Consider the following 15,689-nt stretch of genomic DNA (forward strand, 5'->3'; position numbering starts at 1 on the left):
TAGGTGCCGGTGTATCCAGTGCCACCGTGCTGCAGGAACGACCCGTCGGCGTACAGGCCGTCCGCGTAGGAGCCGGGAGGACCCGCGGTGAACGCAAGGGTGGGCGAGATCCCCGCCACGCCCTGGGCGATCTTCGACCCGTCCTCGCCGAGGGCGCCGCGGATGATCACCACGCGGCACAGGTCCAGGCGGTTCGCCCCGGTCGAGACAGTGGTGCCGCTCGCCTGGGGCAAGAGCGTCGGATCGGGGACGAAGTGGTCGACAGCCGCACAGTGGTTGGCGATCTGATTGGCCGTCAGAGAGGAGTAGACGAGGTTCGCGGTGTCCAGCAGCGACTGCGGAGCGCCGATCTCCCAGTCCCACCAGTTCCCGTACCCGTAGGTGGGCAGGCCGCCGGAAGCCGAGTACGCCAACGCGGTCAGGAAATCCAGGCCGGCGATGACGTCCGCCAGCACCGAGGCATTGCCGCTGTAGGCAGTCCCGGGTGTGACGTAGGCCAGCGCGAGGGTCTCCAGCCGGTTGAAGCTCGCCGTGACGTTGGCCGAGTTGGTGCCGAGCGCGAGGTCACTGAACAACTGGGCGGAAGTCGAAGAGGCTTCCAGCAGGGAGAGGTATGTGGTCGCCTTTGCGCTCAGGTTGGCCAGGGCCGTCGCGTACACGGGATTCGTCGCGTCGATGGCGCCGCCGCTGGTCAAGTCCGCCCATTGGGCGCGCACGGTGGCGAAGGGGTCCGTGGTCGTTGCGGCAGCGGCCCGGTGGGGGAAGGTGGTGGCGAGGGCAAGGCCGAGGCCCGCGACGGCGGTGGAACGCAGGAAGGTACGACGGGGCCAGGATGACGGCACGATGGATGTCTCCAGAGAATGGGGGCGTCGCAGTGGCGTGGGGACTGGTTGTCGGTGAAGGGGTTCGGGGTCGGGGTGCTCCGGCGGCAGGTCATGTCACCTGACGCCGGAGCGCCCGACCTGTGGCCTAGTGGCCGGTTTCGGTCACGGTGACGTCGTCGAGGGACGCGGTGCCGGTGGCGGCGGTGTGGTTGTAGAAGACGACCGCGTGGGTGGTGTGGTGGCCGGTGGTGAAGGTGAGCGTGCCCTGGTCCCACGTGGTGCCGGTGATCGCGGCACTGGCCGGCGTGCCGCCGTAGCCCTTCACGCCGAGTACTGCCTGGTCTGCGGCGTCGGAGAGTTCGCCGAAGCCGCTAAGCGTGTAGGTGGTGTCCGGCTTGACGGTGATGACCTGCTCGGTGGACGAGTTGGCGCCGAGTTGGAGCGCGAAGCTGCCGGCCAACGCGGGAGCGGCGACGGAAGCGGTGCCGGACGCGGTCCACGGTGCGAGCGATCCGGTCTCGAAGCCGCCGTTGGCCACACGCTGGGTGTCCTCGATCAACGGCCCGTCGGGGGTGCCGGGGCGGACCTGGACCTGGCCGAGAGCCAGCGGGCCGGCGCCGGCGAGCTGCACCTTGACGTAGCGCCCGGCGAGTCCGGTCGGGATGACGGTGGGGCCGCTCGCCCCGCGCATGGTGGTGTCTCCCTTGTACTCCACGGTGTGGAAAGTGGAGTGGTAGACGCTCATCACCCAGGTACCAGGCCGGGTCTGGAGCCACTGGTTGGGCGGGATCGGGGTCGTCGGCGCGGTGGCGTCCGGGTTGTCGGAGACGATGACGTAGTAGTTCTTCACCGACGGTTGTCCGCTGGCCCCGGTGACGGCGATCGCGCCGATGTGCTGGTCGTGGCCGAGGTCGACCTGCCACCACGCCTGCGGGTCGGCGCCTGTCTCGCTGAACGAGCCGCCGGCGAGTCCTTCGTCGTTGCCGCCGTTGACGGCGAGGTCGGCGGTGTCGTTGCCGTCGGTGGAGGACTGGGTTGCGGGCTTGCCCAGGGCCAGGTCGGGGTCCTGGACGATCGCGGTGCTGTGCTGCACGCCGGCGCCCAGGCGTGCGGTGAGGACGGTGTCGCCGAGAGAAGCGTCCCAGCCGACGTGGACCTGTGCGGTGGTGGACCATGAGGCACCAGCTGCCAGTGCGGGGACGGTGCGCTGGGCCGGGACGGCGACGATGCCCTGGGACCCGGAGACGCCGAGCGTGGTGGGTCCGGTGGTGGAGGTGGTGGTGTTGGTGACGGTGAGCGGCACCGAGGTGGTCTGACCACGGGTCAGCAGGCAGGTGCCGGGGAGCTGGAAGGCCGCGGTCAGCGGTCCGCTGTCCGTTGCCCTTCCGGTGGTGGCGGCCGTGAAGGTGCGGGTGGCGTCGACCCAGCCGCAGCTGTCCGACCCCAGGTCGTGACCGCCGCCCCAGATGATGGCGCCCTGGACGTGGGCTTTGAGGTAGTCCAGTTCCTCGGCCCAGGAGGCGCCGTCCATGAAGGCGTCCGAGCCGTGGTCCCACTGTGGCCAGATGTAGGGGTAGACGGGCTGGTCGGGGGCGATCTGCTGGTCGTTGGCGACCGCCTCGTCCAGCCGGGTGGTCCAGGCGGCCAGGTCCGCGGCATTGAGGTCGGTGCTGTAGGTGTACAGCGAGGGCGCGAAGAAAGTCAGGCCCTCCTGGTGCAGTTCAGCGTTCTGGCCGATCTCGGCCGGCGTCATGGACCAGTCGTAGTCGTACGCCCCCAGCGGCTGCGAGGCCGGGATCACCTCCCGGGTCCACTGCAGGAGCGTCTGCCAGGCCTGGAAGTCGTTGGTGGCCTGCTCGGCGGGTGTGCCCGCGGTGGCGTCGATGCCCTCGAAGTCCAACGTGATCGGAGAGGACGCCGGGACCGAGGCCGCAATGAACCTGATCTTTGCCTGGTAGTCGCTCTTCGGGGGCATCTTGCAGCTGAACGCCGTGGTGTTCGCGCAGCTGATGCTCCACGAGTCGTACACCACGCCCGACGCGGCAATCCCCTCGTTCCGCTGCACGTTGACGTCGGTGTACGCGGTGTTGTCGAAGAGACGGAAGGCGGAGCCAGTGCCGGACACCGCGGGGGTAGCCGATGCGGGAAGAGCAGGGAGGGCCGCTGTCACCGTGGCGGCTATCGCGGTGGCCAGAACGAACAGTCGCCTCTTGGCTATGGGGAGCAACGAAAGGGTCCTCACTCGCGGAGCGGATGCATGGGTCGGAGGCCGATGGTCGGGACAGGTGTCGACCAGCGGCGGGAATGCGGAATTACGCGTGACGGCGCTGTGGGGCCGGCGGGTGCGGATCGACGTGGCTGTCTTCTGGACGTGTCGCCCCACGTCCCAGGTGCGGGGGCGACGGGTTCGCTCAGCTGTCGTAGACCACACCCGAGGGCGCGATCCCCACGTCGGAGTTCAGATTCGCGTCGTTGTAGCTGCTGTTGTCGTACAGCGTGAACGCCGTTGCGGGTGGACGGACGCGGCATCGGTGGTCATGGGCAGTGCGCCGGTGAGAACCGCGATGGCGGGGTGGCGAGCATAGTTCTCAGTCGGCCCGATGCGAAGCACTTCATTGCGACCCTCGTCCATAGGTCGGATGTCTGACGGGGACGAAGATGCTCCGCTTGCTGATCCGGCGTCAATACCACCGCCGCTTACCGAACAATTCAAAAGACTTCAGAAGGTATCGGTAGTGGACGGCGACGGCGGGACGGAGCTCCGCAGGAGTCGCGGACGACCAGACCTGGCTGGAGGGTGACGTGCCGGACCGGTACGGCGGCGCCGTGGCGGATCCGCTGCACCAGGGTGTCCACTGCCATCGAGCCCACGGCGCGCTTGGCCGGGGCGATGGCGCTCAACGGGATCCCGGCGAAGCCGGCCACGTCGTCGTCGTAGGAGACGATCGCCAGGTCCTGGGGGATCCGCAGCCCGCGGGCCTGGGCGAACTGGGAGAGCATGACGGCCTCCGGATCACTGTGCACCACCACCGCGGTAACACCCTGCCGACACAGGGCGTCGAGGGTGTCGGCGATCCTCTGGTCCGCACCGTTCTCCTCCGGCCCGATCTGGGGCACCTCGAAGACGGGCAGGTCGACGTCGAGGGCCAACTGCCTCCTCGCGCGCTGGTACCCGTCGACGACCCGGCGCTTTGTGGGGCCGACGGCCTTGGTGACCAGGGCGATTCTGCGGTGCCCCAGTCCGGCGAGGTATTCGACCGCGAGCCGCGCCCCGGCCACGTGGTCACTGATCACATGGTCGAGACGGTCCAGGACCTTGTCGGGGTCGAGCCGGCGCTCGACCAGGACCACGGGCACCGGCAGGGCCAGCAGTTCGTCAGGGAACAGCGCATAGCCGTCCTCGTCCGTCGGCCCGACCAGCACCAAGCCGTGGCAGCCGGCCTGCACCAGCGACCTGATGGCAGCCATGTCGCGCAGGTCGTTGTAGCGCGACATCACCAGCGACTGGCGGGCGTTGAAGCGGGCGACGGCCTCGCCCACCCCGCCCAGGACCGCACGGAAGTAGCCGCTGTCCGGCAGGAGGACGCCCAGCTGCAGGGGGACATCCGCCCCGCTGCGGGCGGGGCCGTCGTCAGCCCGCGGCAGGGTGACGCCGCCGTGGAACCGCTGCGCCAGGCCCGCGCGGACGAGGTCGTCGACGTCCTTGCGGACGGTCACGTCCGACACTCCCAGGAGCTTGACCAGGTCACTCGTCCTGATCGATCCCTTGGCGCGCAGCTCCGCGAGAAGCATCTCCCGGCGTTCTGGTGACAGCACAGCCCACCCCCTGCATCGGTAGCGCGGCCGGACGTGTCGTCAGCCACTTCTGTTTGCTTCTGAACTGGGGGGTTTGCATTGACACCCCTTCGTTCGACTTACATGCTAGCCGTCGTCGCCGCAGAAACATCTGATGAATCTTCTCGGATGGCATCGCTGCGCGCGTGAATGTCAGTTGAAAGGAGGTCACATGGCACTCACCGACCATCAGGTCGGCGCGAAAGAGTCCACCCCCGCCGACCCACGAGCGACAGTGTCCCAAAGGACGTCCGGGCCGCGTCTGTCGCACCGGATACGGCGGGACAAGGTCCTGCTCGCGATGATGCTCCCGGGAGTGCTCTACTTCCTCGTCTTCCAGTACGCCGCGATGGCGGGCAACGTCATCGCCTTCGAGAACTACGTCCCCTACATCGGGGTCATGCACAGCCAGTTCGTCGGACTGGCCAACTTCCAGGCCCTGTTCTCGGATCCCACGTTCTGGTCGGCGACTCTGAACACGGTCGAACTGGCGCTGCTCCAGCTGGTGTTCTTCGTCCCGGTCCCGCTGGCGCTGGCGCTGCTGCTGCACAGCCTGCTCTCGGGGCGGATCCGCAAGTTCATCCAGAGCGTGGTCTTCCTGCCGCACTTCATCTCCTGGGTGATCGTCGTCGCCCTGGTGCAGGAGATGATCGGCCCGGGCGGTGTCATCGACAACGCCGTGTCCGGCGGCGGCCATCCGGTGCTCACGATCTTCGGCGACCCGTCATGGTTCAAGCCGCTGATGGTCGCGGAGGTGATCTGGAAGGACTGCGGCTGGGCCACCATCATCTTCACCGCCGCACTGTTCCAGGTCGACGAGCAGCTGTACGAGTCCGCCGCGATGGACGGCGCGGGCCCGTGGCGCAGGTTCTGGCATGTGACGCTGCCCGGAGTGCGGCCGGTACTGGTGCTGGTCCTGATCATGCGGATCGGCAGCGTGCTCACGGTCGGGTTCGACCAGGTCATGCAGCAGCGGGACGTCTTCGGCCACCAGGTCGCCGAGGTCCTGGACACTTATGTGTTCTTCCATGCGACGGTCGACAACGACTGGTCCACCGCAGCAGCGGCGGGGCTGTTCAAGGGCGTGGTCGGACTGGTTCTGGTGCTGGCGGCAAACAAGGTCGCCCACCGGCTGGGCGAGGGAGGGGTCTACCAGTGAGCCTTTCAGCAGTCGCGTCCGTGCGCCGCCTCCTCCTTGCCCCCACTCAGCGTCCGTCCTGGCAGGAGAGCCCGAGGCCGCTCACCCAGGCGGCCAAGGGCCTGGCTCTCGCCGTGATCGTCGTGGCGGTGCTGCTTCCGTTCTGGATCGTGCTCTCCACCAGCCTGTCCCCGCTCAACGAGGTGAACCGAGGCGGCGGCTACACGCTCTGGCCCGACCATCCCACTTTGCAGGCCTACCGCGACATCACCAGATCGGGCCTGATCAGCCATGCCACCGTGGTTTCCGTCCTGCTCGTCCTGATCGGCACCGCCACGTCGCTGGCCTGCACCATCCTGCTGGCCTACGCACTGTCACGGCCGAATGTCGTCGGCGGACGCCTGGTGCTCAAGTGCGTGCTGGTCGCCTTTCTCTTCCCGCCCGGCATGATCCCCAGCTATCTGATCGTCAGCCAGCTGCACCTGGTCAACAACTACTCGGCGCTGGTCCTCCCGACCGTCATCGACGTGTTCAACCTGGTCGTCCTGCGCGGCTTCTTCCAGGGCCTGCCCACCGAGTTGTACGAAGCGGCCCGGCTGGACGGGGCCGGCGAGGCCCGCATCCTGCTGCGCATCGTGCTGCCGCTGTCCAGGTCGGTGGTCGCTGTCGTCGGCTTCTTCTACGGCGTCGCCTACTGGAACGACTACTTCAAGGGCCTGTTCTACCTCAGCGGCGCCGACAAGTGGCCGCTCGGCACTCTGCTGCGGATGCTCGTCATCGGCGGCAACAGCCCCGACTCCAGCGGCCAGAGCCTGGCGACCCTCCAGATCAACGCGCAGGCCGACCTGATGGCCACGATCGTGGTGGCGGTGGTCCCGATCGCCCTGGCCTACCCGTTCCTGCAGCGCTTCTTCTCCCGCGGCGTGCTCACCGGCGCAGTCAAGTCCTGACCGGCCCACCGACCCACCGGCCCATCGGCCCGCCCGACAAGCCTCCCCTCCCCTCCCCGCACCTGCCTGTCCCACCCTCTGCACCATTCCACTTGCGCCGAACAGGGGTACCCCCATGTCCAGTGACTTCTCCCGCCGCTCCCTGCTCAGATGGACCGGTGTCGGCATCGCAGCCGCCGCGGCTACTCCTCTGCTCGCCGCGTGCGGCTCCGGCGATTCCAGCGGCTCGGTCTCCAACGCCGGCAAGAAGCTCGCCGCATGGCCGACCTACGTGCCCAGCGCCGCCGTGCGATACGACCTGCCTGCGCTGCCCAACAACGGCGCACCTGGTGTGCTGCACTACCCGGCGCTGCCGCTGAAGCCGTCGGTTACCGGGACTCCCGGTGACGGGTCAACCGTCACCGCGCTGACCTTCAGTTACGGCGCCCCGGTCAAGCTCGACTCCTCCAACCAGCTGTTGGCCGCTGTCGGCAAGGCGCTGGGCGTGGACTTCAAGCCCAACTTCGTCGTCGACAACGGCACCAGTTTCGCCGCCGCACAGACCACTATGCAGGCCAGTGGCAACCTGCCCGACCTGATCGGTGGCACCAACTCACTGCCCGCGGCCTTCATCGAGGCCGAGTGTGCCGACCTGACGCCGTACCTGTCCGGCGACGCGATCAAGGACTACCCCAACCTCGCCTCCATCCCGACCCGCGGCTGGGAGCTCGCGGGCCGGATCGGCGGCAAGATCCTCACCGTCCCGATCTACCGCTACAACGCCCCGCTGCAGGGCTACCTCGCCAACCGCACCCGGTTCCAGGCCGCCGGCGCCTGGGGCACGAACCTGTCCCCCGACCAGTTCCTGGCCGCGGCCCAGTCCATGACCGGATCCGGACGCTCCGTCCTCGGCACCCCCGGCTCCGTCCCCTTCGGCTACCCCTTCCACGTAGGCGCAGCCGGCGCCCCGCGCAATTGGCAGCTCCAGGGCGGGACCTTCACCCATATGTTCGACACTCCGGAGTTCCAGCAGGGCCTGGAGACCATGCAGAACTTCTACGCCAAGGGCCTGTACAGCCTGGACGCGCTGACCGCCACGGGCGCCGAGGGCACCGCCAAGCTCCTGGGCCAGACCTGGGACTCCGTCTTCACCGGCCTCGGCGGAATATCCACCACCTTCGCGCAGGTCAACGGCGCCTTCGACGTCGACATCCTCAACCCCTATGGCAGCAACCCGAAGGTGTGGGGCGGCGACGTCGTCTTCAACGGTGTCACGATCAAGAAGTCCTCGCCGGCCCGGATCAAGATGCTGCTGCGGATCCTCGACTTCCTGGCCGCGCCCTTCGGCAGCAAGGAGTGGGAACTGCTCAACTACGGCATCGAGGGAGTGCACTTCACCCGCGGCGCCGACGGCTCCCCCTCCCTGCCCACCGCACTGGGCCAAGTGGAGAACGTGACCAACGTGCCCTTCAAGTACCTGGCCCAGCAGCCTCAGCCGCTCTTCCAGCCCGGCGCACCGCAGATCGCCCAGAGCATCTACAACGCCTTCAAGACCCAGCTGCCGATCGTCGTCGCCGACCCGTCCGTGCCCTACCAGTCGGGATCGGCGACCTACGGTGCGGAGATCAACGGCTTCACCCAGGCGGGGAACTCGGCCGTCGCCGACGTGGTCAGCGGCAAGCAGTCGCTCAAGAGCTGGGCGGGCACCGTGGCGCAGCTGAAGAGCCAGTTCAAGATCGACCAGATGGCCACGGAATTCGCCCAGGGCTACACCGCCGCGCAGAAGAGCTAGCCCGCATCGGCCTGCGCGGATCAAACCCCGCTCTGATCCGCCCTGGCACCACCGCACGTCACCATGTTCCAGCGAGGAGTGCCCCGTATGACCATGCAGCCCTGGTTCGCCGACGCCAAGCTCGGGATCTTCCTGCACTGGGGAATCTACGCCGTGGACGGGATCACCGAGTCGTGGTCCTTCTACGGCGGGGACGTCCCCTACGAGAAGTACATGAAGCAGTTGGACGGCTTCACCGCGAAGAACTACGACGCCGAGGCGTGGGCCGGTCTGTTCGCCCGGGCCGGCGCCCGCTACGCGGTACTCACCGCCAAGCACCACGACGGCGTCGCGCTGTGGGACACCGCCCAGTCCGACCTGTCCGTGGCGAGCCGCACCCCGGCCGGACGCGACCTGCTCGCTCCCTACGCCGACGCCTTGCGTCGCCACGACCTCAAGGTCGGCTTCTACTTCTCCCACCTCGACTGGTCTCACCCCGACTACCCGACGCTGCGTCACCAGGATCCCGAGCGTCCCTGGATGGCGGACAACCCGTACACCATGCCGCCGGAGGGCAAGGAGGACCCGGAGGGGTGGGAGCGTTTCCTCGCCTTCCACCGCGGGCAGCTGCGCGAACTGGTCACCGGATACAACCCCGACCTGCTCTGGTTCGACGGCCAGTGGGAGCGCTCGGAACGGCAGTGGCGGATGAAGGAGCTGCGCGACGAACTGCTCGGAATGAAGCAGGACATGATCCTCAACGCCAGGATGCTCGGCTACGGCGACTACGCCACCCCTGAGCAGGGCGTTCCGATCACGCCCCCGGACGGGCCCTGGGAGCTCTGCTACACCGTCAACAACTCCTGGGGCTATCGCGGATTCGACCGGGACCACAAGTCGGTGGGCCTGCTGGTGCGGACCTTCGCCGAGACGATCTCCGCGGGCGGCAACCTGCTCCTTGACGTCGGCCCGAAGGAGGACGGCACCATCACCCCCGAGCAGACGTCCCGGCTGGAGGGGCTCGGTGCCTGGATCCGCCGCAACGCGGAGGCTGTCTACGGCACCGAGCGCGGCCTGCCGGCCGGCCACCACTACGGTCCTTCCACTCTCTCCAAGGACCGCCGCACCCTCTACCTCCACTGCCTCGATGCCCCCCGCACATTCGTCACCGTGCGCGGCCTGGTGAACGCGGTCAAGCGGGTCTCCGTGCTGGGCACCGGCGAGGTGCTCGCGCACCGCACCTTCGGTGGCTTCCAGCACGTGCCCGGCGTCCTGAGCATCGACGCACCGGCCACCGCCGACCCGCACATCACCGTCCTCGCCGTGGAGTTGGACGGCGAACTGGAGCTGTACCGGGGAGCCGGGCACGGCTGACCGCTGGTCCAGGTCCACACCGCGGCCCGTGCCGAACGAACGTGGCGACGCAACCAGCAGGCCCCTGCAGCCCGCCCTGTGCCCCACAGGCTCGTGCGCAACACGTCGGGCCTCAAATCCACATCACAAGGAGCCCACCGTATGTCTGTGCCCCGGCTGAAGTCCGGCACCGCGGCACCGCACCGTCCGCGCACCCTGCTCGCCATGGACCCCGCGCTGCTGCCCAGCCTGTTCGACGAAGCCGCACTGGCCCGCCTGAGCGAACTCACCGACACCACCCCCGGCCTGATCCTCCAGGACCTCGACCAACCGGATCAGGCCGCCGCCCTCGCGCGGGCCGAAGTCCTCCTCGCCTGCTGGGGCTGCCCCCCGCTCGACGAACGGCTTCTCGCCGCCGCACCGAACCTGCGGGCGGTGGTGTACGCGGCAGGGTCGGTCAAGGGCCTGGTCACCGACGCCTGCTGGCAACGCGGGATCCAGATCTCCTCCGGCGCGGCAGCCAACGCTCTGCCCGTCGCGGAGTACACCGTCGCCGCGATCCTGCTCTCCAACAAGAACGTCCTGGCCATCCGTGACCAGTACCGCGGCGTGCGCGGTATGCACGACTGGCGCGGACAACTCCACGACCTCGGCAACTACCGGCGCACGATCGGGATCGTCGGCGCCTCGCTCATCGGCCGGCGCGTCATCGAGCTCCTGCGCCCCCACGACCTGCAGATCCTGGTCCACGACCCCTACTTGAGCGACCACGAGGCCGCGCAGCTCGGAGTCCGGGCCGTGGGCCTGGACGAGCTCTGCTCCGCCTGCGATGTCGTGACCCTGCACGCCCCGGAACTCCCCTCCACCCAGGGCATGCTGAACAAGGGCCGGCTGGCGCTGATGCGCGACGGCGCGACTCTCATCAACACCGCCCGCGGCTCCCTGGTCGACACCGACGCCCTGACCGCCGAACTCGTCTCCGGCCGGCTGCGGGCCGTCCTCGACCACCTCGAACCGGAAGTCCCGGACGCCGACTCGCCCCTGTACGACCTGCCCAACCTCCTGCTCACCCCGCACATCGCCGGCTCCTTCGGCAACGAGTTGCACCGCCTGGGTGACCGCGCCCTGGACGAACTCGCCCGCTACACGGACGGCCTGCCCATGGCGCAGGCCGTCCACCCCGACCGACTCGACCGCATCGCCTAGGACCATCCACCCGGCGGGCCGGACCGCCGAAACCGAACCGTCACCGGTCCTGACCTGACGACGACTCTGCTGCTCTTCGGAGCCAAGCGGCTTCCAGATTCCGCCAGGGCACTCGGCCAGTCGCTGCGCATCCTCAAGAGCGAGACGGCATCCATGACGTCAACTTGAAGGAGTGGGGGCGACGCTTCTAGGCCGGACCGCTCCCGTGTGTCGGAACTGGCCCGGCCTGTCGGGCTGTGCTTGCTGGTTCAGCCGCTGGTCTCCGAGGGGTCGGTGATGCCGCGGTCCGGCGCCGCCTCTCCGGCGACCGACTGCTCCTCGGCGGTCGGCTGCTCCTGGGCCTGCTCGGTGTCAGGCCCTGGGGTGTTGTTCGCGTCGTCGCTGTTGGCGCCTCCGCCGCCCCAACCGGGCATGTTCGCTCCCCCGTCCCGTATGGCTACTGGTCTCGCCATCGTGGCAGCCAGCCCACGCCGCGGAAATGGGGACGTATGAAGTCGGGCCGACTGCTCCGTTTACATCCGGAGCAGCCGGCCCGTCGCGCTCTGCATGCGGCCCGCACGGGCGTGGTGCGCTGAGTTCGACGGTAGAGCCGAGCACCGTCGCCATCCTGGCCGACCCCGAACAGGTTGCCGTGGGCGGTCGGGGTGGGGCGGCCGACGAACCGTGTTCCCTCCGGCATGCGCCAGCCGCGGACTCGCCTCCTTTGGATCCGCTCAGGCATCACGCACCGTCCTTGAAGTCACGCGCCTTGATCTTGGCGTAACGGCCATCGGGGCCATGCCAGACGATGCCTTCCGCCCCGAGACGGCCGTAGGCGAGGACCGCGGCACGGATGCCCTCGAACGTGAGCTCCGGGCTGGGGAGACGCTGGGCGTCGGCGTGGGCGACGAGGCGGTGGCGGCGTTCCCGCTCCGGGTTCCCGTTGATCTTCGGGCCGATCAGTTCGTACGTGCCCGCCTTCCAGGGCACCGCGCCAGCGGCCTCCAGTGCCTCGGCGTGGAACTTCGCGAAGGCGGACTGCTCGATCGGCTCCCAGCCCATCGTCTTGCCCGTGACCTCATCGGTGGTGACGGGGACGTAGTTCGGCGGCGGGGTCTTGCCGGGCTTGAATTCACGGCGAGCCCACCAGTCGCCGGCCTCGTCGAGCATCACGCACGTGCCGTCGAGCTTGCGGGTGGGCTCGCCTTCGCCGTCGAAGACCCACTGGCAGTCGGGGTTGACCTCGGGCAGGACGTGGGCGCGGTCCTCGGGGTCGCGCTTGAAGACCGTGGGGATCTTACGCATGGGGTGCTGCTCCTTCGGGGTGCGGGGGGTGCAGGCGACGCGCACGCTGGGAAGTGGGGCGAGGAGGTGCTGGGATGGCGGCCGAGGAGAAGCCCCTAGCCGAGGCGGGGGCCCTTTGGTGGCCCTGCCCCAACTGCAAGTCCGACAACCGGGATGCTGTCCGCTGGGACGGCGGTACTGCCAGGTGGGAGCGGAGCGAGGACGGGACGGCACACACCTACCGGTACCTGATGAACTGGACGTGCGACAACTGCAAGCAGAACGGCCAGATAGTGTACCGGGCGCGGTAAGGGTCGGCGTCTGCACTGGCGCGGAGATGATGACGCCGTCCAGTCCGGCGGAGGCAAACCCTGCCCGCGCAGTCGGTTTCGTGGCCCACGGCCTGTGCCGGACCAGCGCACTGCCGCGCGGCTCGACGACCTCCAGCCCGAGACGGCGGCGATCGTGCACAGCCGGGGGTCCGTCGCGGGCAAGCGTGTACCAGGGTGCAGGGGAAGGCGTGCGCGATTGTCTCGGTCAGGGCCGCTCGGTCAGGGCCGCTCGGTCAGGGCCGCTCGGTGAGCTGGGCGTCGAGGTGCCGGGGCGGCTGTGCGAGGGCGATGTCGACGAGCATGTCCTCCTGGCCCCCCACGAGGCCGCGCCGACCGGCCTCCAGGAGGAGGGTGCGGGCGTCGACACCGTGGGTGCGGGACAAGGTCTCGGCGTGCCGCAGGAAGCTGGAGTAGACCCCGGTGTAGCCGAGTGTCAGCGTTTCGCGATCGACCCTGACCGGCCGGTCGTGCAGGGGTCGGACGAGGTCGTCGGCGGCGTCCTGGAGAGCGTGCAGGTCACAGCCGTGTTCCCAGCCCTCGAGTGTGGCGACGGCGATGAAGGCTTCGATGGGGCAGTTGCCGGCCCCCGCGCCGTGTCCGGCCAGCGAGGCGTCGATGCGCGTGGCTCCGGCCTCCGCTGCGATGAGCGAGTTGGCGACCGACAGGGACAGGTTCTCGTGTGCGTGGATGCCGATCTCGGTGGCGGGGTCGAGGACTTCGCGGTAGGCGCGGACCCGCTCACGTACCCCGTTCATGGTGAGGTGGCCGGCCGAGTCCGTGACGTAGACGCAGTGCGCTCCGTAGGACTCCATGAGTGCGGCCTGTCGCGCGAGTTCGGGGGCCGGGGCCATGTGGCTCATCATCAGGAATCCCGACACGTCCATGCCCAGTTCGCGCGCGGTGGCGATGTGCTGCGCGGCGACGTCAGCCTCCGTGCAGTGTGTGGCGATTCGCACCGAGCGCACGCCCAGCCGGAACGCGTGCTTGAGTTGCTTGACGGTGCCGATGCCGGGCAGCAGGAGCGTGGTGAGCCGGGCGTGGGTGAGGCCGGCCGCGACGGCCTCGATCCACTCCCAGTCGGTGTTGCTTCCGGGGCCGTAGTTGAGGCTTGTGCCGACGAGCCCGTCGCCGTGCGCCACCTCGATCGCGTCGACGCCGGCCGCGTCGAGTGCGGCCGCGATCCGGGCGGCGGTCTCGGGCCGGAGGCGGTGGCGGACGGCGTGCATGCCGTCCCGCAGGGTGACGTCCTGGATGAAGAGCCGCCTGGTCATTCCTTCGCCTCCAACAGGCGTGCGGCGATCCGTTCGCCGACGCGCAGGGCCGCCGAGGTCATGATGTCCAGGTTGCCCGCGAAGGGCGGGAGGTAATGGCCTGCGCCTTCCACCTCGAGCAGGACGGTGACCTGATGAGTTGCCGGGGTCTCGCCGATGAGGGTCTGCGGATGGTCGGTAACGGGTGTGATCTGTACCGGCTGCTTGAGTCGGTAGCCGGGGACGTAGGCCGCGACCTCGGCGACCATGTACTCGACCGACGTGGCGATCCGGTCGCGGACGCCCGGATCGGGGGCGTCGACGAGGCACAGGACCGTGTCGCGCATGATCAGCGGTGGCTCGGCGGGGTTGAGCACGATGATCGCCTTGCCACGGCCCGCGCCGCCGACCGATTCGATCGCGGCGGCCGTGGTCTCGGTGAACTCGTCGATGTTGGCGCGGGTGCCGGGCCCTGCGGATCTTGACGCGATCGAGGCGACGATCTCCGCGTACGGCACGGGTGCCACCTGGGAGATCGCCGCCACCACGGGGATCGTGGCCTGGCCGCCGCAGGTGACCAGGTTGACGTCCGGAGCGTCCAGGTGGCCCTCCAGGTTCACCGCCGGGACGACGAACGGGCCGAGTGCCGCCGGGGTGAGGTCGATCAGCCGCTTGGCGTGCGGCGCCAGGGCGCGGGCGTTGGCCTGGTGGGCCTTGGCCGAGGTGGCGTCGAAGACGACCTGGATGTCGTCGAAGTCGCGCATGGCCATGAGCCCCGCGACGCCCGCCGCGGTCGTCGGCACGCCGAGCCGTCCGGCCCGGGCCAGGCCGTCTGACTCGGGGTCGATGCCGACCAGCGCCGCGAGATCCAGGTGCTCGCTCAGCCGCAGTATTTTGATCATCAGGTCGGTGCCGATGTTGCCCGAGCCGATCACGGCGGCCTTGGCCCTGGTCTGCGCGGTCGGGTTCATTCCGGTGCCTCCGTTGCCTCCGTGAATGTCGCGCTGACCTCACCGATGCCGCTGAACTCGGCACGGAAGCAGTCGCCGGGCGCGACGGGCACCATGGGCCCCAGCGCGCCGGAGAGCACGATCTCCCCGGCTCGCAGCGGCTGGCCGTAGTGCTGTGCGGTCCTGGCCAGCCAGGCGACGGCGGTCAGAGGGTTGCCCAGGCAGGCCGCACCTGTCCCCTTCGAGACGACCTCTCGCTCGCGCCACATCGTCATCGCGCAGTCGGCCAGATCGAGGGTGCCGAGTTCCCGGCCGCGCGGGCCGAGGACGAACAGTCCCGAGGAGGCGTTGTCCGCCACGGTGTCCACGATGTCGATGTCCCATTCGGCGATCCGGCTGTCGACGATCTCCAGCGCCGCCACGACGAACGCGGTGGCGGCCGCGACCTCGGCCTCTCCGATATTCGTGCCGGACAGGTCCCGCGCCAGGACGAAGGCGATCTCCGCCTCGATCCTGGGCTGCAGCGTCCGGTTGATGTCGACGGACGCGCCGTCCGGGCTTTCCATGCTGTCGAGGAGCACGCCGAAGTCGGGCTGGTCCACGCCCAGTTGGGCGCGTACCGCCGGGTTGGTCAGACCGATCTTGCGGCCGACGACCCGGGCTCCGGCTGCCTCGCACTGCTCGACCCACGCCGCCTGGACCGCGTAGGCCGCGTCGATGTCACCGGCTGGCAGCAGGTCGCGCACCGGAGCGTGGGGGCGGTGCCGGGCCCGGGCTTCGGTGAGCTGCCGCAGCGCCTCGGTGGCGCCCGCGTGGAGTGTCCTGGAAGCCGGCGTCAT

The 15,689-nt window shown here is 69.1% G+C and carries 12 protein-coding genes and 2 pseudogenes; 6 read left to right on the forward strand and 8 right to left on the reverse strand.

The window, feature by feature from the left end; translation table 11 throughout:
* The 3 genes and pseudogenes from ABH940_RS35155 to ABH940_RS35165 all read right to left on the reverse strand — a co-directional run.
* Positions 1-842, reverse strand: a pseudogene (locus tag ABH940_RS35155) (lyase); the annotation flags it as partial.
* Positions 843-969: 127 nt separating this feature from the next.
* Positions 970-2,949 (reverse strand): discoidin domain-containing protein, encoded by a 1,980-nt coding sequence (locus ABH940_RS35160; protein WP_370107128.1) that lies wholly within the window; start codon positions 2,947-2,949, stop codon positions 970-972.
* Positions 2,950-3,533: 584 nt separating this feature from the next.
* Positions 3,534-4,616 (reverse strand): substrate-binding domain-containing protein, encoded by a 1,083-nt coding sequence (locus ABH940_RS35165; protein ID WP_370072892.1) that lies wholly within the window; start codon positions 4,614-4,616, stop codon positions 3,534-3,536.
* Positions 4,617-4,830: 214 nt separating this feature from the next.
* Here ABH940_RS35165 and ABH940_RS35170 point away from each other — a divergent pair, with 214 nt between their 5' ends.
* The 6 genes and pseudogenes from ABH940_RS35170 to ABH940_RS35195 all read left to right on the forward strand — a co-directional run.
* Positions 4,831-5,817, forward strand: coding sequence for an ABC transporter permease (locus tag ABH940_RS35170; RefSeq protein ID WP_370072891.1), 987 nt, complete (start codon positions 4,831-4,833; stop codon positions 5,815-5,817).
* Complete coding sequence (locus ABH940_RS35175) at positions 5,814-6,746, forward strand: carbohydrate ABC transporter permease (RefSeq protein WP_370107129.1); 933 nt, start codon at positions 5,814-5,816, stop codon at positions 6,744-6,746. The genes ABH940_RS35170 and ABH940_RS35175 overlap by 4 nt, the downstream gene beginning before the upstream one ends.
* A 115-nt stretch (positions 6,747-6,861) precedes the next feature.
* Entirely contained in the window at positions 6,862-8,517 is a 1,656-nt protein-coding gene (locus tag ABH940_RS35180; RefSeq protein ID WP_370107130.1) for a hypothetical protein, read from the forward strand.
* An 87-nt stretch (positions 8,518-8,604) separates the two neighbouring features.
* The gene (locus tag ABH940_RS35185; protein ID WP_370107131.1) at positions 8,605-9,870 is read left to right on the forward strand and encodes an alpha-L-fucosidase; all 1,266 of its coding nucleotides are present in this window, start codon (positions 8,605-8,607) and stop codon (positions 9,868-9,870) included.
* Positions 9,871-10,074: 204 nt separating this feature from the next.
* A complete protein-coding gene (locus tag ABH940_RS35190) occupies positions 10,075-11,055 on the forward strand; it encodes a hydroxyacid dehydrogenase (protein ID WP_370107141.1) in 981 nt (326 codons plus the stop codon).
* A gap of 54 nt (positions 11,056-11,109) precedes the next feature.
* Positions 11,110-11,211: pseudogene (locus ABH940_RS35195) on the forward strand (twin-arginine translocase TatA/TatE family subunit); the annotation flags it as partial.
* Between the two features lie 92 nt (positions 11,212-11,303).
* Here ABH940_RS35195 and ABH940_RS35200 read toward each other — a convergent pair.
* The 5 genes from ABH940_RS35200 to ABH940_RS35220 all read right to left on the reverse strand — a co-directional run bounded on the left by ABH940_RS35200 (position 11,304) and on the right by ABH940_RS35220 (position 15,689).
* A complete protein-coding gene (locus ABH940_RS35200) occupies positions 11,304-11,468 on the reverse strand; it encodes a hypothetical protein (protein WP_370072888.1) in 165 nt (54 codons plus the stop codon).
* Between the two features lie 307 nt (positions 11,469-11,775).
* Positions 11,776-12,339 (reverse strand): hypothetical protein, encoded by a 564-nt coding sequence (locus tag ABH940_RS35205; protein ID WP_370072887.1) that lies wholly within the window; start codon positions 12,337-12,339, stop codon positions 11,776-11,778.
* Between the two features lie 544 nt (positions 12,340-12,883).
* A complete protein-coding gene (dmpG, locus tag ABH940_RS35210; protein WP_370107132.1) occupies positions 12,884-13,921 on the reverse strand; it encodes a 4-hydroxy-2-oxovalerate aldolase in 1,038 nt (345 codons plus the stop codon).
* Positions 13,918-14,871, reverse strand: coding sequence for an acetaldehyde dehydrogenase (acetylating) (locus tag ABH940_RS35215; protein ID WP_370107133.1), 954 nt, complete (start codon positions 14,869-14,871; stop codon positions 13,918-13,920). Before ABH940_RS35215 ends, dmpG begins: the two co-directional genes overlap by 4 nt.
* Positions 14,868-15,689 carry a 2-keto-4-pentenoate hydratase gene (locus tag ABH940_RS35220; RefSeq protein WP_370107134.1) on the reverse strand — a complete coding sequence of 274 codons (822 nt, stop codon included), beginning with the start codon at positions 15,687-15,689 and terminating at the stop codon, positions 14,868-14,870. Before ABH940_RS35220 ends, ABH940_RS35215 begins: the two co-directional genes overlap by 4 nt.

This window comes from Streptacidiphilus sp. BW17, from assembly GCF_041262485.1.
Classification (GTDB): Bacteria; Actinomycetota; Actinomycetes; order Streptomycetales; family Streptomycetaceae; genus Streptacidiphilus.

What these genes read in the sequence shown, in the direction of transcription:
- ABH940_RS35165 (WP_370072892.1), bottom strand. Translation starts at nt 4,616, where the DNA reads ATGCTTCTCGCGGAGCTGCGCGCCAAGGGATCGATCAGGACGAGTGAC.
- ABH940_RS35170 (WP_370072891.1), top strand. Translation starts at nt 4,831, where the DNA reads ATGGCACTCACCGACCATCAGGTCGGCGCGAAAGAGTCCACCCCCGCC.
- ABH940_RS35180 (WP_370107130.1), top strand. Translation starts at nt 6,862, where the DNA reads ATGTCCAGTGACTTCTCCCGCCGCTCCCTGCTCAGATGGACCGGTGTC.
- ABH940_RS35185 (WP_370107131.1), top strand. Translation starts at nt 8,605, where the DNA reads ATGACCATGCAGCCCTGGTTCGCCGACGCCAAGCTCGGGATCTTCCTG.
- ABH940_RS35190 (WP_370107141.1), top strand. Translation starts at nt 10,075, where the DNA reads ATGGACCCCGCGCTGCTGCCCAGCCTGTTCGACGAAGCCGCACTGGCC.
- ABH940_RS35200 (WP_370072888.1), bottom strand. Translation starts at nt 11,468, where the DNA reads ATGCCCGGTTGGGGCGGCGGAGGCGCCAACAGCGACGACGCGAACAAC.
- ABH940_RS35205 (WP_370072887.1), bottom strand. Translation starts at nt 12,339, where the DNA reads ATGCGTAAGATCCCCACGGTCTTCAAGCGCGACCCCGAGGACCGCGCC.
- dmpG (WP_370107132.1), bottom strand. Translation starts at nt 13,921, where the DNA reads ATGACCAGGCGGCTCTTCATCCAGGACGTCACCCTGCGGGACGGCATG.
- ABH940_RS35215 (WP_370107133.1), bottom strand. Translation starts at nt 14,871, where the DNA reads ATGAACCCGACCGCGCAGACCAGGGCCAAGGCCGCCGTGATCGGCTCG.
- ABH940_RS35220 (WP_370107134.1), bottom strand. Translation starts at nt 15,689, where the DNA reads ATGACGCCGGCTTCCAGGACACTCCACGCGGGCGCCACCGAGGCGCTG.